Origin of the sequence: Acinetobacter sp. ANC 3813 (assembly GCF_002135435.1) — a bacterium.
In the GTDB taxonomy this organism is placed as follows: Bacteria; Pseudomonadota; Gammaproteobacteria; order Pseudomonadales; family Moraxellaceae; genus Acinetobacter.
On the sequence record NZ_NEGK01000004.1, the window covers coordinates 277,490 to 301,235 of the forward strand.

At 36.7% G+C, this 23,746-nt stretch carries 17 protein-coding genes and 1 pseudogene; 7 read left to right on the forward strand and 11 right to left on the reverse strand.

Annotated elements, in window-relative coordinates:
* The first annotated feature begins 1 nt into the window (after position 1).
* From B9T34_RS08240 to B9T34_RS08250, 3 genes are read left to right on the forward strand one after another with little or no spacing between them, the layout of a single operon-like run.
* A complete protein-coding gene (locus B9T34_RS08240) occupies positions 2-1,885 on the forward strand; it encodes a Mu transposase C-terminal domain-containing protein (RefSeq protein WP_086212678.1) in 1,884 nt (627 codons plus the stop codon).
* Entirely contained in the window at positions 1,872-2,822 is a 951-nt protein-coding gene (locus tag B9T34_RS08245) for a TniB family NTP-binding protein (protein WP_086212679.1), read from the forward strand. Before B9T34_RS08240 ends, B9T34_RS08245 begins: the two co-directional genes overlap by 14 nt.
* Positions 2,819-4,786 carry a TniQ family protein gene (locus tag B9T34_RS08250; RefSeq protein ID WP_086212680.1) on the forward strand — a complete coding sequence of 656 codons (1,968 nt, stop codon included), beginning with the start codon at positions 2,819-2,821 and terminating at the stop codon, positions 4,784-4,786. The genes B9T34_RS08245 and B9T34_RS08250 overlap by 4 nt, the downstream gene beginning before the upstream one ends.
* A 25-nt stretch (positions 4,787-4,811) precedes the next feature.
* Here the strand turns inward: B9T34_RS08250 and B9T34_RS08255 are convergent, their stop codons facing one another.
* Genes B9T34_RS08255 through B9T34_RS08275 form a run of 5 tightly spaced genes read right to left on the reverse strand, consistent with a single transcriptional unit; the run spans position 4,812 to position 9,376 of the window.
* Entirely contained in the window at positions 4,812-5,759 is a 948-nt protein-coding gene (locus B9T34_RS08255; protein WP_086212681.1) for a hypothetical protein, read from the reverse strand.
* Between the two features lie 23 nt (positions 5,760-5,782).
* A complete protein-coding gene (gene hxsA, locus B9T34_RS08260; protein ID WP_086212682.1) occupies positions 5,783-6,430 on the reverse strand; it encodes a His-Xaa-Ser repeat protein HxsA in 648 nt (215 codons plus the stop codon).
* Between the two features lie 55 nt (positions 6,431-6,485).
* Entirely contained in the window at positions 6,486-7,673 is a 1,188-nt protein-coding gene (gene hxsC, locus B9T34_RS08265) for a His-Xaa-Ser system radical SAM maturase HxsC (RefSeq protein WP_086212683.1), read from the reverse strand.
* 7 nt (positions 7,674-7,680) lie between these two features.
* Positions 7,681-9,102: a His-Xaa-Ser system radical SAM maturase HxsB gene (gene hxsB / locus B9T34_RS08270; RefSeq protein ID WP_086212684.1), complete on the reverse strand. Its 1,422-nt coding sequence runs from the start codon at positions 9,100-9,102 to the stop codon at positions 7,681-7,683.
* Between the two features lies 1 nt (position 9,103).
* Positions 9,104-9,376, reverse strand: coding sequence for a hypothetical protein (locus B9T34_RS08275; RefSeq protein ID WP_086212685.1), 273 nt, complete (start codon positions 9,374-9,376; stop codon positions 9,104-9,106).
* 122 nt (positions 9,377-9,498) lie between these two features.
* Here B9T34_RS08275 and B9T34_RS08280 point away from each other — a divergent pair, with 122 nt between their 5' ends.
* The 4 genes from B9T34_RS08280 (at position 9,499) to B9T34_RS08295 (ending at position 13,778) form a co-directional block, all read left to right on the forward strand.
* A complete protein-coding gene (locus B9T34_RS08280; protein ID WP_086212686.1) occupies positions 9,499-10,140 on the forward strand; it encodes an HIT family protein in 642 nt (213 codons plus the stop codon).
* The gene (locus B9T34_RS08285; protein ID WP_086212687.1) at positions 10,137-11,405 is read left to right on the forward strand and encodes a phosphotransferase; all 1,269 of its coding nucleotides are present in this window, start codon (positions 10,137-10,139) and stop codon (positions 11,403-11,405) included. The genes B9T34_RS08280 and B9T34_RS08285 overlap by 4 nt, the downstream gene beginning before the upstream one ends.
* The gene (locus B9T34_RS08290) at positions 11,390-12,463 is read left to right on the forward strand and encodes an AIR synthase related protein (RefSeq protein ID WP_086212688.1); all 1,074 of its coding nucleotides are present in this window, start codon (positions 11,390-11,392) and stop codon (positions 12,461-12,463) included. Before B9T34_RS08285 ends, B9T34_RS08290 begins: the two co-directional genes overlap by 16 nt.
* A gap of 244 nt (positions 12,464-12,707) precedes the next feature.
* Positions 12,708-13,778: a hypothetical protein gene (locus B9T34_RS08295; protein ID WP_086212689.1), complete on the forward strand. Its 1,071-nt coding sequence runs from the start codon at positions 12,708-12,710 to the stop codon at positions 13,776-13,778.
* 47 nt (positions 13,779-13,825) lie between these two features.
* Here the strand turns inward: B9T34_RS08295 and B9T34_RS08300 are convergent, their stop codons facing one another.
* The 6 genes and pseudogenes from B9T34_RS08300 to B9T34_RS08325 all read right to left on the reverse strand — a co-directional run bounded on the left by B9T34_RS08300 (position 13,826) and on the right by B9T34_RS08325 (position 23,675).
* Positions 13,826-15,934: a TonB-dependent receptor family protein gene (locus tag B9T34_RS08300; RefSeq protein WP_086212690.1), complete on the reverse strand. Its 2,109-nt coding sequence runs from the start codon at positions 15,932-15,934 to the stop codon at positions 13,826-13,828.
* A gap of 231 nt (positions 15,935-16,165) precedes the next feature.
* Positions 16,166-18,568 carry a glucose/quinate/shikimate family membrane-bound PQQ-dependent dehydrogenase gene (locus tag B9T34_RS08305; protein WP_086212691.1) on the reverse strand — a complete coding sequence of 801 codons (2,403 nt, stop codon included), beginning with the start codon at positions 18,566-18,568 and terminating at the stop codon, positions 16,166-16,168.
* Between the two features lie 165 nt (positions 18,569-18,733).
* Positions 18,734-20,014 carry a carbohydrate porin gene (locus B9T34_RS08310; RefSeq protein ID WP_086212692.1) on the reverse strand — a complete coding sequence of 427 codons (1,281 nt, stop codon included), beginning with the start codon at positions 20,012-20,014 and terminating at the stop codon, positions 18,734-18,736.
* A gap of 516 nt (positions 20,015-20,530) precedes the next feature.
* A pseudogene (locus B9T34_RS08315) lies at positions 20,531-20,754 on the reverse strand (carbohydrate porin); the annotation flags it as partial.
* A 217-nt stretch (positions 20,755-20,971) separates the two neighbouring features.
* Positions 20,972-22,279 carry a glycosyltransferase family 2 protein gene (locus B9T34_RS08320; protein WP_171265152.1) on the reverse strand — a complete coding sequence of 436 codons (1,308 nt, stop codon included), beginning with the start codon at positions 22,277-22,279 and terminating at the stop codon, positions 20,972-20,974.
* Positions 22,280-22,514: 235 nt separating this feature from the next.
* The gene (locus B9T34_RS08325) at positions 22,515-23,675 is read right to left on the reverse strand and encodes a low temperature requirement protein A (RefSeq protein WP_171265153.1); all 1,161 of its coding nucleotides are present in this window, start codon (positions 23,673-23,675) and stop codon (positions 22,515-22,517) included.
* Between the last annotated feature and the right edge of the window lie 71 nt (positions 23,676-23,746).

Sequence of the window (23,746 nt, forward strand, 5' to 3'; positions counted from 1 at the left end):
TATGGAAAATCCGCTTTTTCTCCCTCAACCAGGGTATCGCTTTTATTTTGCCGAGCATCCAGATTATATTTTTGAAATAGCATCAATTGCATTAAACACAATTCGTTATGCTGCAACAGTGGGAGGCAAAATATGTACCTTGAATCTAAATGAATTTGAGAGTCGCTATAAATCTGGTGAAATCATTTGTAGTTTTGCACCTGAGAAACTTGTTCTAAATCCTCAATGTAGTCAGGATATCCATCGAAAAGAACGTTATGTTTTATCTGCACTTCAGCAGTTAGAATACCCTACAAGCCTTGACCAACTCTCACCATTAATTCAAGAAATTGCGACTTTGATAGATGATAAGTCCCCTCCTTCACCTAGAACAGTGGCAAGATGGATTTTTAAATATAAAAATTATTCTTACAATAAACTCTTCTTAAAAAATGAGCGCAAGGGAAATCATTCATTACGTTTTTCAGCTGAAATTTATCAAATTCTCAATCAGACCATTGAAGAGGTTTATCTAAAACCAGAATTTCGAACGAGCAATGATGTTCGTGCCTGTATGCTTGGCAAATTAGTAGAACAAGGAATTGCTCTAAATCATTTACCTAGCCTCAGATGCATACAAAGGCATATTAAAAAGCTTGATCCATACCTGATTTTAAAATCTAAAAAAGGAAGTCGTGTAGCCAAAAAATCATTTCAAGCGTCAGGTAGAAGTATTATCAGCCCTTTTGCTTTATATATGGTCGAAATTGACACCCACTATCTCGATGTCATCGTGATCGATCCGAAAACAAACGTCGCTCTTGGTCGTCCTTTTTTAGCATGTGCAATTGATGTCCACACTCGCGCAATCGTAGGCAGGTATATCAGCATGTATCCGCCAAGTGCAACAACGACTCTAGCCGTCATAAAAGATATGATTACTCGACCAAATCAAGACTTACCTGGAGGTATTCCTAGCATTATTATTCCAGATAACGGAGTCGAATTTAAGAATAATTCGCTTGCGAGAGTCTGTGATCAGTTAAAAATTACTTTAACACCTTCTCAAATTGGTACACCAAATAATAAACCACATATTGAAAGGTTTTTTAGCACCCTTACGCACGGTATTATTCAAAAATTATCAGGAACAACCTTTTCAAATCCATCCGATAGAGGAAGCTACAACTCTACAAAAAATGTTCAATTTACAATAGAACAGCTAAGAAAATATATCGATATGTGGATCAGCGATGTCTATCACCGCTCAATTCATAGCGTGACTGGTCGCTCACCATTTGTCATGTGGCAAGATGCTATTAGAGATATCAAGCCCAGTCATATTTCTGAAGTTGATGCAAAAATTTTATGTCGAAAACCCATCGAACGTACAATTCATCATGGGCAAGTTCAAGTTGATGGATTAAGTTATTTTTCTCACGCCTTAACTACTTTACAAGCAAAAGGCTCTAAAAAAGTCACAGTGCTCGTTGATGATCTTGACTTAAATGTAGTTTATATCATTGATCCCAATGATATGCATGTTGTCATACAAGCAGACTCTACCAACCCTGACTACACTTCTGGATTATCAAGGACAATTCATATAGAGATTCAAAAAAGAAAAAAACAACTATCTAAACACGATCAACAAAAATTAGGAAAGTTTTCAGATTTATTCGGCCTCTACAAACTCTTACATGAAATTCAATCAGATCTAATTAGAAAAAAGCCAAAGCTAAAGCCGATCAAACTTGAGCTTCCTCTCATCCTTCAAAATATGGAAAAAAATTTATCACCTATTGTAGAGATTCAAGAGGAACCAAATATTGAAGCACCTTGTGATAACAAAAAAAATAGTTTGAGTTTTGGATCAATTGAGGTGATGAAAAATGGAAAAATTTGATAACGTTTTTGAACAAATTAGCTCGATTAATAACATCGTAGTCACTTCAGATGAGTTTATGACAGCATTTCAAGGAATACAAAATTGTGTGAAAAGGAGCATAGCTTATAAAGAGCCAATAGGAAGCATGCTTCTTGCGAAAGGTGGTTTAGGGAAAACGACTTTGTGTAAAACTATTGTCAGCCAAATGCCTAAATCTATCAGAATTGAAGAGGATCATAAAAAAACAATCATTCCAGCATTTTATGTTGAGGTTCCTTCTCCAGCCACTGTTAAATCACTAGCAATCACTATGCTACATGAATTAGGTGATCCAACTTATAACACTGGTACAACATCCTACTTGACTGACAGATTGAGCTATTTACTCGGTATGTGTGAAACTAAACTCGTATTCCTAGACGAATTTCATCATTTATTTGAGCGTAAACAATCGTATACACGAATGAACGTAACTATAGGAAATTGGCTGAAAACACTTGTTAATCAAACAGGAATTAGCTTTTGCTTAGTCGGTCTTCCAGAATTTGCAGAATTATTACAAGTCGATAGCCAAATTGCCCGAAGATTTCCATTTATCTATACCTTAAATCCACTTTACATTGAGTCTACCCAAGGTCATGGCACAATCTATGCTTTTCTAAGTGAAATTGCTCGTAAAATAGCGCAGCAAAATATTTCATTTTCACCACCTCTCGACACTCCACTCATGGGTATGCAAATTTACACTGCGACTAGAGGTTATCACTCGTATATCATTAGTTTGATTAGAGAAAGTATTGTTAATGCATTGAATGAAGGAAGGATAATCGTCAACAATAATGATTTTAGTAAGGCTTGGGAATTAGGAATAACTGATCATATTTCTAAACCCAACTCTAACCCTTTTAAAATGTCTCTGTCACAATTAACCATGCAAGTAAGAGGTCAAATATGAATAAAAACATACGACTTCTTATTGAAGCAACGCCTTATCCAGACGAATCAGCTACGAGTTACTTACTGAGAACTGCTGAATTAAATGGTCACACATCAGTCTATCAATTATTTGGGAAAGAAAAATTTAGTTTTTTGACTAAATTGGCTCCTAATTACACCTTTATGGATCAACATCGTTTTAAACATGTATTACAGACTTTAAATCTTAAACCTGATTATATTGCTCTTGCTTTTGATCGAGATAAATTAACTAGCAGAGCACCTAGAATCTATAGAAATGTGATTATTGATCTTAGTTTATTTAAATCAAAAAGCCATTCATATTGCCCACAATGCTTAAAGGAACAATCATATTTCAGAAAACTATGGCTTTTAAGGCCTGTTTACTCTTGTCCTATTCATTCTATTTTACTTTTAGACAATTGTTACAGATGCGGACATGCAATTAATTTACAGTCAGGATCTATTATAAACTGTTCAAACTGTTCTGCTGATTTAAGAGAGGCTAAACAAATACACTATTCGGAAAACTTTTTGATTCATTGGTTTATCTATATTTTGAATCAAAACTCGAATGAGTTATTTCATGAATTTACATCTTTTTGGTTTGCGTTAGAAAAATTTGCAGCATTGGATGAGCCGCGCTCAGATGAAGATTACTTAAAAATATTATACGAATATTTCGAAAATACTCACCATTCCATACTCACCATGAGTAATTGGATTAACAGTAGAATTAATTTAGCCCATCCAAGAATTCAACTATTATCATTTTACAAAGAAAATAAGACTGTTAGGTTTAAAGAGAATTATCTCTCAAATATTGAGAAAAATTGTATTCCTTATTTACCTAATACTAAAAGTAAAAATTTTCAATTAACACCTGAAGAATCAAGGCTTATACTTGGAATTGGACGCCTTAAGCTAACCAATTTGCTAGCTTCTAATTTATTAAAGCGTGTGGAAAATAATCATAGTAAACAGCTTCTATCTAGCATTGATATTGAAATGTTTTTAATCGGAGAAAAGAGTTTAGAAATAGAAAAGCTCCCCGTTTCTATTTCTAACAGGCAAAATGGATTATTAACAGTAGAGATAAGATTAGCCGCTGAAATACTAAATACAAATTTGGATACGATAAGAAAATTAGCTAAATCGCATTGGCTCGATGATGCCAAAAAAAGGAATACCACCCCACTACAAATCCCAATCCATAAACTAGAAAATTTTCAAAAAAAATATGTAATTGCCTCTACTCTTGCAAAAAAATTAAATGTCAATCCTGGAAATTTTGTTGAGAAAATGACAAGTATCGGTATTAAACCTATTAGCGGTCCTCATATAGATAAACTTCCTGTAAATATTTTCTCTAAAGATGCCATTCAACTTATTACTAAAGAACACATAGATCAGATTAAAGAATACCAGACAAAAACAGGGAGAAAAAAAACAAACTTTAAGAGAAAAACTAATTATGATTTTTACTCATTGAATGAAGCAGCATTAATATTAAAAATTAGCCCTAGTCAAGTTGCGACTTTGATCCATTTAAAAATTTTGGATCGCGATAACGAGTTTTTAACCCCCATTAAAATCAAACGTATCTCACTAGATGCACTAAAAAATATGCTTGAAAGTGAGGAGTATGTTTCGCTTCAAAATGCATCAGAAAAACTCAGTTGTAGAATGAACTGGTTCAATCAATATTGGTGTAAAACAGGCTTTTTAGAAATTAAAGATTTAGTTTATTGGAAACTTGTTAAAAAGAGTCAACTATATGAAATCATTAAATTGAAAGAAGAATATCTAACTGGAGCTGAAGCTAGTTCACTCCTTGGAATGCGTCATTCTCACATCACGAATTTACAAACGCAAAGTCTTATAATTCCTTACTATTTAGGCAAAACTGATAAAAAAATTAGGCTTTTTAAGCGTTCTGATGTATTAAGTTTAATGGCTTAAATTATAGAATCTATAAAATTGATTATCACTTTTGATTATGCGTTCTTCGTATAATTAAAAGTGAATCATTTGGAATTTCTACTTTCACCTTAATAGGAACCATATTCCCATTTTGATCTTTAGCTTTAGATATATATTGGACTAAAGCATTTTTCCCAACACCTCTTAACAAGACTTCAGCATCTTTAATTTCTATGTATTCACCTTTCTTCTCTCCAACTCTGGCTTCAGGAAAAAAATCTTTGAATACTAATTTGATATAAATAAGGCTATTTTTATCGTCTTCTCGTACAGAACCTAGTGTATTAGTAATCAAAAAATTGGTCTCTTTTCCTGCGTAAAAAAGATATACAGCACTAGGTACAATTAATATATAAAGCAATATTATTAAAAGATTTTTATTTTTATCATCTTTCTCACTTTCAGTTAATTCTTCATTATTTAATTTTTCTATTTTTAAATGCTTTATGAATTTATCTATACAAACTTTTAGCAATAAACTTAAAAAAATCATTATCATTAAATTCAATGATTTCCCACCATAAAAGACAAAAACAAAGGCCAAGCCAAAGAGAGAAAGTAAAAACTTGATAAAAAATTTTCCAATTTTATCAATACTTTTTTTGAAATCTAATTTAATAAAAAACAGATTCAATAATTTTTTAGCTAACTTTTCTCTAAAAGAAAACAAGGTGATACATATATTTTGCAATACACTTAATATACCAACTAAAGCATTTCCGAGAGCATAGTGTGACCCTAAAAACAACAAATACACAAAACAAAATTTAACTGTGATAAGAAAGAATAAAAGACCATCCCCCAACGACAAATCTGTTGGAAAATAATCAATATAAATAAAATAGCAAAGTATAAGGCATATACCAAAACCAATGATAAACTTAGTAATTAGCCCACTAAATCCTATTAGCCATTCTATCTTCAAGAATAGAAATTTAAGAAATTCTGACATTTTTTATTTTTGAATCTAAATTCTTAGTAAGAGTCTTCAACAAAATTGACCGCTGGAATTCCTAGACTATTTAATAATTCTGTAGTCATTCGACCATTAACTGTTAATGCTTTATCAACTTGATAATTTGCAATAGCTTTTCTTGTGTTTTTACCCAAATCACCATCAATTTTTCCAGAATAATATCCCAGTCGTAGTAAAGACATTTGTACACGCTTCACCTGTAACACACGAGCTAATACAGGATCTTCACTTGATCCAACATCAATCAAATCAGTAGAGTTACCATAAAATGGGTTAGCTGTTGTATCCGTCCTTGTAGGAACATTACTATATGTTTTTACAGTTATATTTGAACTTCTTTTGGCTGCTGATGAAGTTCCACTATAGGAACTACCTGTGCTTGGTGTCGTATATGTTGGCACAGAATACGTTGGAGCTCTTGAACTCGAATAACCTGAACCAGAGTAATGACTCGAATGGCTTCGATGACTTGAATGGCTTCGATGTGCTGCAAACATATTTTCGTACTCATAGTTGAGAGGACGAATTGATACAGGCTCTAAGTTATCATAAGAATCAACAGTCACATTCGTCATTGCTTCTGTCTTGTTATGAACGATTGGAGCAGATACTGCAAAAAGAGCTAATGATTTTATAAATTTACTCAAGTTTCCACCGCCCCAAAAAATAATAAGATACTAATTAATAAATATATTATGCAATTTATGTGCTCATAATATCAACAAGTTTAATTGGCGATAACGTAGATGGCATCCATCCAGATTTATACCAACTAAATAGTCCACAACAATCAGCTTTAATTTCACAACTATTACATACATCATCATATGTATTTTTCCAATCAGAGATACTTTTTGCTGCATATTGCCATAAGCTTTGAGGTAAACAGCATAGTGGAATATTCATCAAAATTAATCGAGTTTTAGTACTTAGCAATAAATCTACCGCTGCATTTAATTGATCCCACCAATCCTTAATATCAACTTGGCTAAGTTCCTTATTGGCAAGTGCAAAACCGATAGGTTCACATCCAATCAGAGCGACCTCTTTTACAAATGGAAGGTTGGTTCGTATATAGGCACAAAGATCAATTAAGTTCTCTAATACAGGCTTAACCAAAACAATTCTTAATTGTATCGGCTGTACGTAATGCTGGAGGATATATAGACCTTCTAATGTTTCTTCAAAAGCCGAATGTTGCTGCACCACAAAATCATGTAAGAGATCTGCATGACCATATAATGGGACAAGCCAATTCACTTTCGTTTCAAGATTAGATAACACTGATTCCGCTATCTTAGGATTACTAAACAAGCGACCGTTCGTTAATACATCAATCTCAGTTGAAGGAAATTTATTATGAATGGTATCGATGATTAGTCTTAACTGTTCATCAAGTAGTAATGGCTCACCACCCGTTAAGCCAATATTCATTGGTTCATAGCTGAGATGATCAATGATTTCTAGTGCTTGTTGTACTAACCATGAATCATCATGCTTAGTAGGCGGCTGAGAGCACATGATGCAATAGTTATTACATCTGTTGGTTAAAAACAAAGTATGGTGAGTATCACTTGCTCTCAAAAGTACGCTTAGGTTCTTTTTATATGGATCAATAGCAACCACGTCATTTGATTCTAGTTCTTGTTGTTCTGGAATAAAGAGATTATTTGCACCAACCCTTTCAAGCAAGTCTGAGCTATAAATTGAATAAAGATTATCTAGCCCAGCCTGAATATATCGATCAAAGATTTCAACTTCCTGGACACTATTAAGTGGCACTAAAATAGATTGATTAGGCAACCACTCCGCATCGAAATTATTAAGACTAAGTACCCTAAAGATTTGTGGTGTATGTTCTGTAACTGACTCTAGTTTTATTTTTCTCATCGTTTATCTACTTACTAAAAGCCCATCGGTTTGCTAACTTCCTGAACTTGTCAGAATTTTGGTACTTGTTAAATATCAAATCGAACAAACCCATGTAACGCCTACAATGACTGGTTAAATGTGTTGGTGGAGTCATCGTTTTGAATTCGTTATAAGCACTGATAGGATCAGGCCCACAATACGGTAGATAAGCACATTGACTACAACTCGGATCATTAAAATTCAAACTCGAAGTAATGATATTTCTTTGTAGATCAGAGCTTAACAATTGAGATAAAGGTTCACCAATTTTACCTAAGCGTAAAGAAGTATCTCCTGTTTCTTTTAGCATACGAGATTCATCACTAGGGTATACGTATCCATCATAGTTATAGACAATACACCCCAGTCCGGCGCCTGATGGACTCTGGAGATCAATATAACCTTGATCAAATGGAGAAAGGATTTTGTTTAATAAGATTCCGGAATGAACTTCTATTAGTTCATATCCTCTATCATTCCAATGAATAACGCGTTCCAATGCTTTCTCATAAAAATCTAAGAACTCAGCATGAGTTGGTGCAAGTCGCTTTGAGTTTTTCTTAGCAAATCCATAATCACTCAAACCACGGATAAAAATATCCTTAAATCCTAATTTAACGTATGCATCTACAATCTCATTAGGATAATCCAAGCTTTTACGTGTAGTCGTCATTAATGCAGAAACCGAGTCTTGGCCTAATTCTTTACGTGCTAGCTCTAAGCCTGTAATAGTTCTTTCATAAGCATCTCGATTAGCAGTTGGTCTATTTTTATTATGTAAGTCTGCAAGACCATCAATACTTGTTGATAACACCACTTGATGTTCTTTGAAAAATAAGCACATATCAGAAGTTAACTGGTGCAATGTTGTAGTTACTACAAAACGAATAGATCTATTGTGCTCTTTGTTTTTTTCAGTAATGTACTCAATCGCAAGTTTTACTAAATCATATTTGATTAAAGGATCTCCCCCTTGGAACTCAACAGTTAAAGTATCAGATGTACTTTCAAAGATAGTGTCGCAGGCTAAGAGTAAATCTTTTCTGGAAATAGTGAACTCATCTCCTGCTTGTTGGCGACTGACTTGGCAGTAAGAACATGAGTGCATACATTGAATCGTCACAACAATAATATGTAGTGAAGTTCCTTCTAAAATTGTTGATTTCTTTGCATGTAACCTTGAGGCCAGGGCTCGCTTTGAACCAATAGCATTTTGACTCATCAGAAAAAATTTGGATTTCAATTTGAAATAGAGATCCATATCTAATGATTCATCTTTAGCAATGATCTTTTTTAAATTATCCTGAGAAATAAACTCAAAATCGCCCGTAACACTTGTTATGAGATAATTATCATCTGCCATTCGTTTAAAGTTAAATGGCATTAACTCCACATTTTTAAAAATCATTTTATTTACTTATACTTGCTAAAATAATTGCATCAACAAATGACTTTTGTTGTGGACTAATTTGCTTATCCAACTCTTGACGTAATTTAAAATCATTTAAGAAATTAAGAATGAGGCTTTTTTGTTGTGAATTCTCAACTTTAAAAAAGAAACGTTGGGAGTCTAATTGCTCCACGTCATAAGATGTTGGACAAAATCTCAATGCCTGTATGATTTCACTCAATGACATCTCAGTATGAATATCAAATCCAAATTGTATTAATTTTTGAATCACACTTTCTCCTTTTAAGATAAACAATTTTCTAGCTAAAAGAATAGTTTAAAAAAACAAACTATTATTTGGTATAGTAGAATTCAATAAATTCATACTTATAAATTTGTATAAAAGGGCATTACATGATTAATGATTGTGTGTTTTGTAGAGAACTCAATGGTAGCCGTGACACAAATTTTGCTACTCGATACCCAGAAATTCAGAGTAGAATTATTTACGAAACTGAATCTCTAGTAGCATTCCCTTGTATTGGGCAACTAGTAAATGGACATTTTCTTGTTGTACCCAAGAATCATGATTGTACGCTAGCGCAAACACAAAAAAGATTAAACAATCTCAATCAAGAATTAACCCATTTACTTAAAGAAGTTCATTTAATCTTAGGCTTTGAGTTAACAGACAGCTTAATTTTTGAGCATGGCGCATTAGGGCCTAATGATGGTAGTTGTGGAATTTACCACGCACACCTCCATGTTTTACCTTCAGCTAGTCAAGTGAATGTAAGTGGACTTTATAATTTTCAGAATAAAGACCTCATAACCAATATTGAATCTGTACTAAAGAATACATCTGTTGATAAGCCATATATTTTTGCTGGAAATTTGAAAGATGGCTTCTATCATTTACAGTTAAAGGAAGCCTTGCCAAGCCAAACTCTTAGAAAAGCTATAGCTACTCAACTTGATAAAAATGAATGGGATTGGCGAAAAGTAGAGCGAGAAGAAAATATGCTTTCTATCCTTGAAAAGGCAGAGCTCGCATGAATACTTCAACAGAAAAATTTATTGAACCTCTTTTAAATCCTATTAACTTTGAATTCCGTTTTGACAGAGATATAAATCAACATGAATTGGATATTAAAATTAGATCCAACCTTGTACAAAATGCCTTAAAAAAATTTAATACGTTCGAAGAACCTGTTGAGAAATTAAATTTATATCCTGTAGCTCGTGCAGGAAAAAGTGGTAGTGAAGTATTCTATTTAGACTTTTACATAAAAACAGCTAGTTATCCTAAGAAATTTATTGCTAAATTTCAAAATATTAGAAAAACTGATGATGAATTAAAAGCCGCTAAAAAAGCTGCTTTTGCTTCTTTATGCCCGAATGTCATTTCAGCAGAAGATACAGAAAATGATTTGGGAATTATATTATATGACTTGGCTAAGGTAAAAAATCATCAAGAATTTCGTGGATATTTCTTAGACGAAAATAACAGTTCTGAAAATTGTGCAATAGCAATCAAGTCGATTCTTCAAGATATTGGCTTACATAGAAATACAAGTGAGCCTGACAAAAAGTTTATAGAGGATTTCAAAAAGTATGTACATCGTAAGCAACAACCTATTGAAAAACTCGCTGCATTTATAAAATCATCTAGTGAATACAATGGGTTTTCCCAAATTTCTTCCCGCATTTTAAATGCTTATAATAAGTTAACATCTGAGTTGGACTTTTCTTTCACGCCTTATTTAGTTCATGGAGATTTGCATGCAAGAAATCTCATGGTTAATACAAAAAACCCTAATCAAACAGAATTAATTGATTTCGGCTGGTCAGATTATGGACATCCAGCTAAAGATTTCGTGCTATTAGAGATTACTCTAAAATATATGCTACTTTCAGAGTTGCTTTTAAATATGAAAAGCAGAAAAAGAAGTGAGCCTTTGCATTTACCATTAACTGTTTACGAAAAATTTGAAATATTTCTTTGTGAGAATTGTTTTATCTTGCCCAATTATGAATATCTACTTTCTAAAATCCCAGAATTAGCAGAACTTAAGCCATATCAAAGCACAGCTTTAGAAAGAGTTTATCTATGTTTAATAGAGGTTCGTAGAGAAGCTGGTAGAATTCTAAATGAATTTAGTTGTGGGCATATACATACACCTATCCCTTCAGCTGAAAGAAACTACTATGCTAGCCTATTCTTGGTTACATTAGGATTAAGTGAATTTTCTGAAATGCAACCAGTATGGACGCTAATAGGATTAGATAAGACAGGAGCAGCTATATGGAAGCATCCTTAACTGTCTCAGATTTGGGTGAAATTCAATTATTAAAGAAAATATTTATTCCTGATGTTAGTTCAAATACAAAAGAAATAAATGATGATTGCGCTCACTTTCAAGCTAATGGCAACATGCTTTGGTCTATTGATCCTTGCCCCACCCCTATGGCTAACTGGTTTAATAAGGCAACTCCCGAAGTATGGGGCTGCTATACAGCCATTATAAACTTATCTGATATAGCTGCATCGGGGGGGACTCCGATAGGAATGTTGGTGTCCCTAGAAATTCCTGATAATACTCCTGTTGAATTCCTTAAAAGATATCAATCAGGATTAATGGCCGCTTTACAAAAAGCAGATGCAAAATTATTAGGTGGCAATGTTAAGAGTACTGCTAAATTTGGAGCAACAGGGACGATCATAGGAGCAGCTTCTGAACAGAAAGTTACTCGCCATATAAAGCAAAAAAATTGTACCTTCTATTTAGTAGGGCAATCTGGTCGCTTTTGGTCATCAGTGATTGGAAATCACTATGGTTGGGATAATCTACCTACCACGATACAAAATGAGCTAAATGAGGCTCTATGTTTTCCAGTGCCACAAACAAAAGCAGGACAAATGATTGGTTCTTTGAACTTTGAAGTTGCATGTATGGATTGTTCAGATGGTGCAGCTAATGCTCTATTCCAGCTCGCTCACTTAAATGATTTAGATATAACTGTCTATGATGATATCAAATGGGACCTTGACCCCAATACTACAGAATTTGTTTTAAATAAGAATATCAATTTAGAGAATATTTTTTATAGCTTTGGTGATTGGCAACTAGCTTGCCTTGTGCCAAATGAATACATTGAGATATTTGAAAGTAAGTTAAATAACTTCACTCTTACTAAACTAGGTTACACACAATCTGGTATAGGCCAAGTTAAGACTGAGAATAATCGTATACTTAACAAAAACAGCCTCAATCAGAACTTTTCTGGTGGATATAATTCCATTAATTCAATAGAAGATATGATCAGTAAGTTTATGGATATACCAATTTTCATTGATGAAAGCATGATTAATCAATAGCCTTTTTCTAAAAATGACACTAGATGTGTCGCTTTTCTCATAGAATGTCATAGGTTGTGTCGCATTCCAATGTCATTATGTGTCGCAAGGATTTATAAGTTTCTGAATTTATATATTCGATAATGACAGAGGATGTGTCGCATGACGTTCAATCTTTATGCGAAAAATCCCGCTCATGTAGCGGGATTTTTTATTTCAATAAATAATGTTAGAATTCATTAAAATCAAAAACTTAAAATAAAATATGACAGAAGCTCCGCTGATTCAGCAAGGCATTATTCACTATTATTCTGGAAATAATCGTTCAGGCATCATTCAATCTGAAAAACAGCATTATATTTTTGATGCTGACACCATTTTAATTGAAGACACAACTTTATATAAAAATGCTTCGATCTATTTCCACCATCAAGCAGATAGTAAAAAAGTTACTGCCCTTTCTTCTGATAAAAATCAGCTAGTCTCGTATGTACAACAAATCGATCAAGACCATAACAAACTGATAGAAGTTGAAAGTTCTAGTACAGAAAAATGTGACAAAAAGGAAACTTCTTTAAAAGACAAAATTAAACGTATTCAAGTTCTCAATAAACGCCAAAAACTCATCTTTTATAGTTGTAGTATGTATTACTCCTGTATTGCATTGTGGGTGTGTAATTCAAATCGTTTTATAGGCTTAAAATTTCACATTTGTTATCTACTTATCATTGCAATCATTTTTATGATCATCTTTATACAAGATAATAAATTAACCCATACTGGATTGATCTGTCATAGTTTTGTTTTTACATTATTATTCTTTCAATTAACACTCTATGAATTACATAAATACCCAGAAACACTAAAGTTTCAAAGCCAAGAACTCTTATCTATTCGGGAAAACTTTGTTGAAGGGATCATCCATAATGAATATAAATCCGTCGGTTCAGGTAAAAGTCGCAGGTCGTGGACAGATACCGAACTACATACTGTACAAGGGGATATTTTCACGATTTACTGCGATTTCATAGATACTTACGACTCCTGTGATCGTCTCAGTTCACTTTCAGGAAAACCTGTCCGCATTGGTTATGCAAAAAATATAAATCAATATACGACTCACCATGTACTTTTGCTATCACTTAGCAGTACTAATCTATCTATCCCAAAAAGTGCGATGATCAATACCTATCAAGAGCAGAAAAATACCATTTTTATTTATCTATTCTTGGTACTCTTACCCTTCTATTTGGGGCCAATGCTTTTACATATTGATTATTTTCGTAATCCCCCTGAATCGAATATCGATGACTCTCCGCAGTTAGCCATCGAATGATCTTTTCAACATAAATAAAAATAAAAGCTGCAACAATGATATTTCTATTAAAAACTCTTCGTCACACTCAAGCCCGCACTCCAATTTCGCGCTTCCGCAGGCTCAAAAAAGCGCTTATTGCTTTCATTCACAATCACAGAACCCGAATAATCTTTATCAAATAAATTATCTACACGTGCAAAGGTATTAAATGCCCAGTCCTTCATTACCCATTTGTAGCCAATATTTGCAGCAGCAACCACATAACTCGGTGCTGTATCCGAGTTAATATCATCCACATAGATTTTATCGCTATAACGCACATCTATACCTGCGCGCAAACCAGTTTCAGGTTTCCACCCTAAAGCCAAAAATGCCTGATTTTTAGCAATCCCCGGAATATAGTTGCCATTTGGAATTGGACTAATGCCTGCAATATCTACCGTGTCTTTATCGAAGATTGCATCTATATAGCTATAGCTGGCCTGAGCAGTCAAATCACGCCATAAATCTTTTTGCCATGACAATTCAACACCTTGTCTTAAAGTTTGGTCGGCATTACGAAAGGTTGCCTTACCGCCTTCATTTTTAAGCGGCACAATGTCATCTTTAGTCAGGGTATAAAACGCAGCAGCGGTGAATTTACCCAGTGCATTATCAGATTTTAAACCCAGCTCATAGGTTTCACTTTCGGCCGCTTTTAAACTAAAAGGCGTATTTGTTGTGACTGCTGGATAAGCCATTTCTGTAAATGTAGGTGTTTCAAAACCTTGCGCATAGCTGACATAAGTCATGAGCTCAGGCACAATCTGCCAACTCAAAGCCAACGATGGCAACAGTTTTTGATAATCCGTTTTACCCGAATTATCACCATTACTTAAAAAATGATCCTCGGTTTTAAAATGCACATTGCTATAACGCAAACCTGCATCTACATTCACGGCGTCAGTTAAGGCATAAGAGGCTTGGGCATAAGGGTCAATATTCCAAAGCGTATTGTCTTCATTGCGTCGTAAATCGCCTTTTACACCCAATACAGTTCCAGCAAAGTTTTCATAGCCACGGCGTTCTTCGGTCATTGCGTCTATTGCAACACCCGCAATAAGTTTTAAATTCGGCATAAGCTCTTTGCCTGTCCAGCGCAGATCTGTACCATAAAAATTACGGTCAAAATCAATCACGCCACCAGCATGGTTCGCACCGCCCTGTGCTGTTTTAGGAATGGATTGATATTGCGTTACAGAACGCTGACCGGCATAGGCCATGGCGTAAATTTCATGCTGATCATTTAAAGGCTTATTCCACGTTAAACCTGTTTGTAGCTGTTCAATTTCTTTACGCGCATTGTAAAGCAACACATTGCCAGCAACCTGCTTCGGATTTTCTTTCCATTGATCCCGCGTTAAACCACCCGGATCATCTGCATCAATTTTTACGTAATTATTAATCCAATTAATTTTAGACCCGTCGTCTAAGTCCCAAGTCAGTTTCGCATTGCTTAATACTTTATTGGCCGCGCTATGATCTCGAAAACCATCGGTATCAAAATAAGATGAACTTAATATATAGCTCGGTTCATTGGCATTTTTTGCGCCACCTTGCAACACCACACTGGCCTGACCTTTATTTTCACTGCCGCCTGAATAACCCAAAGTGATGGAATCTGGCCCTTGCCCTTCACGGCTGGTGGTCAAAATAGTTCCGCCTGATGAGTTGCCATACAGCGAAGACAGTCCACCACCTAATACTTCAATATGATCGAGACTATTTAAATCAATATTAGACGTTTGACCTTGGCCATCAGGCATAGTCGCAGGAATGCCATCGACATATAAACGCACACCGCGTACACCAAAACTTGAACGAGCGCCAAAACCACGCATGGAAATTTGCAAATCTTGCGCATAATTTTCACGGTTATTCAGCTGTAAACCCGGCACGCCTTTTAAGGCTTCGGACAGGTTAACGTTCATGCCTTTTTGCGGCTCTTGCTGGATGTAATAGACAGATGCAGGGGTCGCCATGACATCACGATCAATTCGGGTTGCTTCTATAATAATCGTATCTAGTGTTTGAACATTCTTAGTGTCAGTTTCCGCATAAACACTTTGTCCAATACATGCGATCAAACACGCTAGCGTCGTCTTTAAAAATGGAAAATTTTGCTGATCATACATAAATGACAAACCTTATATTTAAGTCACTCAATAAAAATTGTGCTGCATAGGCACATCATCTATTTTTGAAATCTGTATTTTCTGAACATTCTAATGTCATATTGCGTGATATGGTTTTTAGGCAACAAATCAACATCACTTCTATGCATCAATCGTTTTCAATGCTCTTTAGACATCTGGATAAAAAAAGCCTGACGAATCAGGCTTTTTTAATTTCAGTCATCGACTTTATTATTTTTGATCCGGCAATGCATAGGCAACCAGTGAATCACCCATTTTGGTGCCAAATGATCCATGACCTCCGGCCATGATCACAACGTATTGCTTACCGTTTATTTCATAAGTCATTGGCGTTGCTTGACCGCCTGCAGGAAGACGGCCTTTCCAAAGCTCATCACCGTTAGTCACATTAATGGCACGGATATAGTTATCTTGTGTACCACCTACAAACATCACGTTACCCGCAGTTGAGATCGAACCGCCCAGCATTGGCACACCCATTTTAAATGGCGGCAATGGAATACCCGGCATACTGTCACGAATGGTACCAATACGGCGTTTCCACACAGTTTCATGCGTATTCAAATCTACACCCGCCACGAAGCCCCAAGAAGGCTGTTTACATGGCAGACCAAATGGCGATAAGAACGCGCTGATTTCAACACCGTAAGGCACGCCATACATCGGCTGCACACCTGCTTCTGTACCCGCGCCTTTGGCAGTTTGTTTACGGTTTGGATCTTGAGGGATTAATTTGGTTACAAATGGCAATCCAATAGGATTCATTACAGCGATTTGACGGTCAGGGTTGACCGACATACCGCCCCATTCGAACACACCCAAATTACCTGGGAAGACCAAGGTACCATTTTCAGATGGCGGTGTATAAATGCCATCGTAGTTCAATTTATGGAACGCAACACGGCACACCAATTGGTCAAACATAGTGGCACCCCACATTTGTTTGTCAGTCAGCTTGTCTTTAGGCGCCATATCAAAGTCAGAGAATGGCTGCGTTTTAGAATAGAACTCACCTTTGGTTTGCGGGCCGCGTTTCACAGATTGTGGAACAGGTTTTTCTGTAATTGGCACAATCGCTTTACCGTTGCGGCGGTCAAGTACAAAGGCATTGCCTGTTTTGGTCAACACATAGATTGCTGGAACAATATTGCCATCTTTGTCTTTAATATCAGCTAGAGACGGCTGCGACGGTACATCCATATCCCACAAATCATGATGTGTGGTTTGGAAGTTCCAAATCAATTTACCTGTAGTAGCATTCAAGGCAAGCATTGAGTTTGCATAACGCTCATGTAACTTTGTACGGTTACCGCCCCAGATATCTGGAGTACCTACACCTGTTGGAATGTAAACAATATCAAGTTTTGCATCGTATGCTAAAGGCGCCCACGCATTTGGTGAGTTTTGAACATATTTTTGACCCGGTGCTGGAATTTTGTTTGGATCTTCCGCGCCTGTATCAAATACCCAAAGCAGCTCACCGGTATTCACATCATAACCGCGGATCACGCCAGATGGTTCTTCTGTAGAGAAGTTATCTGTAGTTGAACCCGCAATAATAATGGTTGTCCCTGTAATCACTGGCGGAGATGTTGGTACATAACCGCCTGGGTAAGGGAATGGCATATCTTTTTGCAGATCGACTTCACCGTTATGACCAAAGTCAGAACATGGTTTGCCTGTAGTCGCATTCACCGCAACCAGACGGCCATCATTTACAGGAAGAATCACTTTCTGTGGACATTCAGCAGATGTGGTTTTTTTGGCAGCTAAGCTCGTTTCAAAACCAACTGTATTATTTGCATCAAAGTAAGACACACCGCGGCAGGTTAAATGCTGGAATGTATTGTCTGCGACTAACTTCGGATCAAAAGTCCATTTTGCTTTACCTGTGGCAGGGTCCAGCGCTGTCAATTTTTGGTGGGTTGTACAGATGTACATGTTATCGCCCACTTTAATCGGGGTGACTTGGTTGGTGGTTTCACCTGAGTCATTTTCAGTTTTGAATTCGCCAGTATGATATTCCCACGCTACTTTGAGGTCTTTCACGTTATCTGAGTTAATTTGTTTTAAAGGCGAATAACGCAAACCTGATTGTGTACGGCCATAGGCAGGCCAATCTTCATCAGCCACACCCGGAATTGCGGCATGCTGCTCAGGCTGCTGGCTTTTCAACTCACCGCGAATTTCTTGCGGGTCGTTAAAAATGGAATAGATCATCACTAAAATAGTAATAAGCAATGAACCGCCCAAAACCATTTTTGCGGTTTTAGATGGATCAAAACCGCGGGTTACTGCTGGAATCAGCAGCAGCAAACCAAAAACACCTAAAATATCTAAACGCGGCGCGAGTGCAAAGAAGTCCGAACCAACTTCCCAAAGCCCCCATACAACTGTACCCAGAACGAGTACGGCGTAGACGATAAGTGCAGAACTTTTTAGCTTTTGTAGTAGAACTGCAGTTACGATAAAGAGAATACCTGCAATGATGTAGTACCAAGACCCACCAAGCACTGCAAGATAAATCCCTCCAATCAGTAGACCTAAACCAAAAATTGCGGCAACTGCCGCTAAAATCGTTTTAAGAACTGAACCTGATGTCGAAGTATTCATATTGAACACCTATAAAAGATTCTATAAAAAGCCTGTGGATGGGGAATCCATAGGCGCCTTGTTATTCTTAGTTCCAAATGCAGTGATGCCATCAACTTGCATAAATCATCAATGCATCAAAGTGTTTTAAGAATCAATAGTGCATTTGCAACTAAGAACATTCACTTAAAATGCGGTATTGAATTTAATGCCGCCAATCCAAGCATTTTCACCATTTTTATATGCGCCAACATGGCGTACATATTGCACATTCGGACGAATCGTCAACCAATTTGCGGCATGAAAGCCGTAATAAATTTCTGCGTCGTATTCTTCGCTTTGCAGACCGCGGGCATCAACAGTGTTGTTGGCAATTCTGGCGTCATTCACATTATCATTGATGCTGATTCGGCCTACACCAAAGGCTATTTCATCCTTCGGACGAGCATCAAATGCGCCTTTGTACACCAAGCCGACATTTTGCATATTGCTGACATTATTGGTGTCTGAATCATGCACTGTCACATTGACAAAACCGCTTAAACCGCGCGATGCATCATCTTTATGAGCAGTCAGCTGCTGCTTGGCAACCATCCAGCCGCCTTGATGATGTTCTTTTTCATTCACAGGACTGTTAATGACATCCGCATCTGCTGTGCTGTAGTAGTAGCCCGCGCGGTATTCACCTGCTAATTTAGCCGCACCGACTTTGGGTGACCAAACAACTTCTGCAGGAATAATGGCGCCATGTGAACCATCTGTACTTAAATTCCAGCCTTTGCCGCGTTCTAAATTTTCAGGGTTGTATTCATACACCCCAACTTGGGCAAATAAATCTGGACGAATATTGTATTTCACTCGGGCAGCCCACTGACTGACAGGCCAGTTGTACCATTGGTCGCCTACCCAGTTGCCCACTTGAGAACCGCAAAGTGCAAGGTTTTGAAAATCACAGTCAAAACTATTGAAATCTTCACCTTCACCAAAACGGCCTACTTTCACATCTAGCTTTTGATCTAAGAATTGTTTTTTAATCCAAAAGTCTGTCAGACGCCATGTTTGACCGCGACCCCAGACTTCTTGAGCAGAACTCAAATGACCATTCAATGCTTCAGACGTATTCGAAAGATTGTGTCCATTACGCTGTGTCACGGTAATTTGCGCTTCGGTATTTTCCCAGCCTGCGATTTTTTCCAAGTCTAGATGAGCGCCCAAGGCAAATTGATCGGCATATTCAGTGCCATGACTCGCTGATTTTTTTGCATCAAGCAAAGTCGCCATTTCACCGGTATAACCAAAACTGAAATCATAGCCTTTGTTCTGAAGCTCAATCCGTTGACCATTCCAATCACCAAGCATCCATTGGCCTTCTGAACTAAATGCATCTGCCGCATAAACAACTGAATTAGAGAATAAAAAAGCCACTAAAGTTGCATATACAGCCTGATTTAATGGATGAATATTCATTAAAATATGGCCTAAATCACAATTTATGTGTATTTATGGTACACCCTTTATATTTTCTTAATGTAATTAATATTTAAAAAGTATTAATTTTGACTTTTTTTGTAAAATTACCGTTTTAATATTTTTCGAAACCCATACATAAGACATTAATTTTTAAAAACTAAATTTAAAAGCAATAAAAATAAAAAGATAAATAAAATCTTAATCACTCCATTTATCCTCCAATTCAATTCAATTCAATTCAATTCTGTTTATGTAAAAAGTCCTGCCGAGGCAGGACTTTTATTGCTGAGTATTTTGGTACTATGGTCAATCAGTACTGAGCTTTCGGCTTTGCAATCAAGCTTTTCGTTAAAATCAAGCGCAAGGCATACACCACTGCCATCGCAAAAATGGCATAGCCTGCTGGTCCAATGAATTGCGGAATGCACAGCACAATCACGACCGTTAGCGGATAAAGCCATTTTTTAAAGCCGCTTTGAAGTATTCATCTAGCAGTTTGGCCGCACCAGTTTACGGCGACCAAACAACTTCTACTGGAATAATGGCGCCATGTGAACCATCTGTTCTTAAATTCCAGCCTTTGCGCGTTCTAAATTTTCAGAGTTATATTCATACACCCCGACTTGGGCAAATAAATCTGGACGAATATTGTATTTCACGCGGGCAGCCCACTGACTGACAGGCCACTTATAGCATTGGTCGCCTACCCAGTTGCCCACTTGAGAACCGCAAAGGGCAAATCCCTAGAGCATGATTAACTTGCATTGTAGAAATATTTATTTAAAAGTTTATCTGGATTTAACAATCGCGTAGCAATATGAAAAATTGCATGCCCTAATCCAAATAAAATTGATTCTTTAATAATGGCAGCTTATGTGCCACATGACGTATTTTCAGAAGCCCTCTCGTGAGGGCTTTTTATTTTAAAGAGAGTATCCGAATAAAATTAATATTTTATCCAACTTCTTTGAGTTCAAATAACTCCCAATCTCCCAGATTCTCACTGTTAAGCCTAAGCGTTCCATTCTCAAATGAAATTAGTAATTTATCTTTATTCTTAACATAAAAAAATCCATCAGCATGGTAACGTTCCAGATCAAACAGTTTAGCTAGGCTGGATGAATTTGCACGCAAGCTCACGCCATCACTTGCTAAGGTAAAAAGCTCACCCTGTTCATTGCAGAAAAATAAAATACATTTACCTGATTCATTCACTTTCAAAGGCAATATTAAAATAGGGTATCCCTTACCAGCAGAAATCGCCTTCTCTTTTGAGTCTGAATATTTAAGCTGATGGCTATGAAAATCTTCCAAAGTTAAATTATAAGGCACAGGCGCAGCTCTAAAATTAATTTCCTGCACAAACCCTAAATTTAATGCCTGTATCAATCTTTCATGCTCAAATACATGCATTACGCGATACAGCTCAGCCAATCCATTTACTCCAGCCAGCTCATATTGCTCCTTAAAATAATTGAGCCGTGTAAATTCATTTTTTGCCAAACGTTGTACTACAACATCATTAGTGATCCGCCTTAATTGCTTTTCAATAAAATATGCTTCAGACATCCCTTCAAAATGCAGAAGAGATAAGCAATCCAATTCAACCGCAACGAGCAGCTCATCATTCAAGGGCGCAACATTGTGATTCAAAATATAGCGTACTGGTTCTTTAGAACGGGCTAAAATTTTTCCCAGTTTATGCCCCCAGAAGCCCCCATTCGCATTCAATGCTTTAGGATAAAACCGCAAAGCCGACTTATCATTCTTCTTACTGTTTATTTTAAAATGGCGCGTATTAAAAATATCTGACTTATCAATAATCTGCGTATAAACAGCTTCTTTTGAAAGCATACGTACCGAAAACACGTTCACCGGCAATATTTTTAAGATCGTCTTTAATATATATGGCGAATAAATAAACTCATCAATATCTATATTTGCAACCCACTCGCATTCGGTCATTTCTCGAGCATATGCATAATTGCTAAACTGCCTTTGCTCTATGCCTAAAGGTTTCTCGCTCGTAGGCGTATCATCAAATCTTATGCTATTTTCAAATGACCAATACTGTTTATCACATTGTATAAATGATACTTGCAGATGATCGCTATATTCACTCAAAGGACTGTTATAAAGCGGGTCATCTAAAAAAATATAGATGTGATCAATTCCAATTGCCAGATGATACTCTATGAATTGAAGAATGATGCTTTCATCTGCTCTTACCGTAGTTGATATTGCAATGTCGTTTTTTTTCACTTTATGTGCACCTATTCATTTTTTATAAAAATGGCATTACCCTCAACGAATCAATGCCATTAAAATGAAGCAAGAAATATAAATATTTATAATGAATGCGATTAAGAACTCAAAGGTATCATGAACTTAATTAATAGAGAATGATCAAAATCACCACTTTTAAAGCCTCTTCAAGGAAGCCAGCATGAACCGCCCAATAATAAAAGAATCCCGCTGAATGAGCGGGATTTTTGAGTTAAGCCGCAGTTAAAAAGCGCTTGCTCAGAATCAAGCGCAATACATACACCACTGCCATCGCAAAAATGGCATAGCCTGCTGGTCCAATGAATTGCGGAATGCACAGCACAATCACGACCGTTAGCGGATAAAGCCATTTTTTAAAGCCGCTTTGATGATGCGCCTCATGCAGCACATACAGGCTTGTGGTGTAGACCATCAAACTGATTGCCACAAAATAGCTTTCACGCTCAGAGCTGATCAGCGCTTCATGCGATACCACATCGACAGCTGCCGCCAGCGCAGCGCCAAGCGCCGCAATGCTGATAAAAACAAAGAAATGTCCATACCCCCAAGCAAAAGCCATTTTACGGCTGTTTAAGCGTTCTGCAATTTCGCTGTCAAAATATGCCCACCAAATGGTAAACATCATCAGCAGGCCGCCAATCATTAAAAATATCAGTTCTGTACTAAAACGCTGATTCTGTAGCGCATCTGCCATCGCCAAAGAACAGCCGACAATCGACTCGCCCAATACAATAATTGTCAGCAGTGCATAACGTTCTGAAATATGATGCGCATGCCACGGCGTCCGGCTTGCCGCTTCTGCAAATATCGGCACGCACAGCTCTGCTGCCGCCAATAAGAGAAATAGATAGCCTGTAAAATGAATCGGTGAAAAATGAAACCCCAGCCAGCCCAATTGCACGATAATAATGCCAAAGGCATAGCGCAGTGCAGTTTTGCGCCGCTGCACATCGTGCTTGGCTACGCGGAACCATTGCGTGACTAAACTCAGGCGCATAATGGCATAGCCAATAATGATCACGTCAAAATCTTGCTGCTGAAATGCGCGGGGTATTCCCGCGGCAATCACCAATGAACCAACAATTTGCACAAAAGTTAAAATTCGGTACAGCGCATCATCATTATCATAGGCTGAAGCAAACCAGCTGAAATTCATCCATGCCCACCATAGGGCAAAAAACACCATGCCATACAGCATTAAGCCATGAGATAAATGATTTTCGACAAGGGCATGATGCAGCTGCTGTCCCGCTGTGGCGATAGCAACAACGAAGATCAAATCAAATAGCAATTCAAGTGAAGTCGCAACGCGATGTTTTTCGTGCGGATCCCGCGGGGAGAGCGGTTTGAGCCAAGAACTGAGAGATATCATTGGATTTGTCATGTATGCAGTCTTATTTTTTATTTAGTACAGCAAATTTTTTCAAATTCAGCTATTCGACA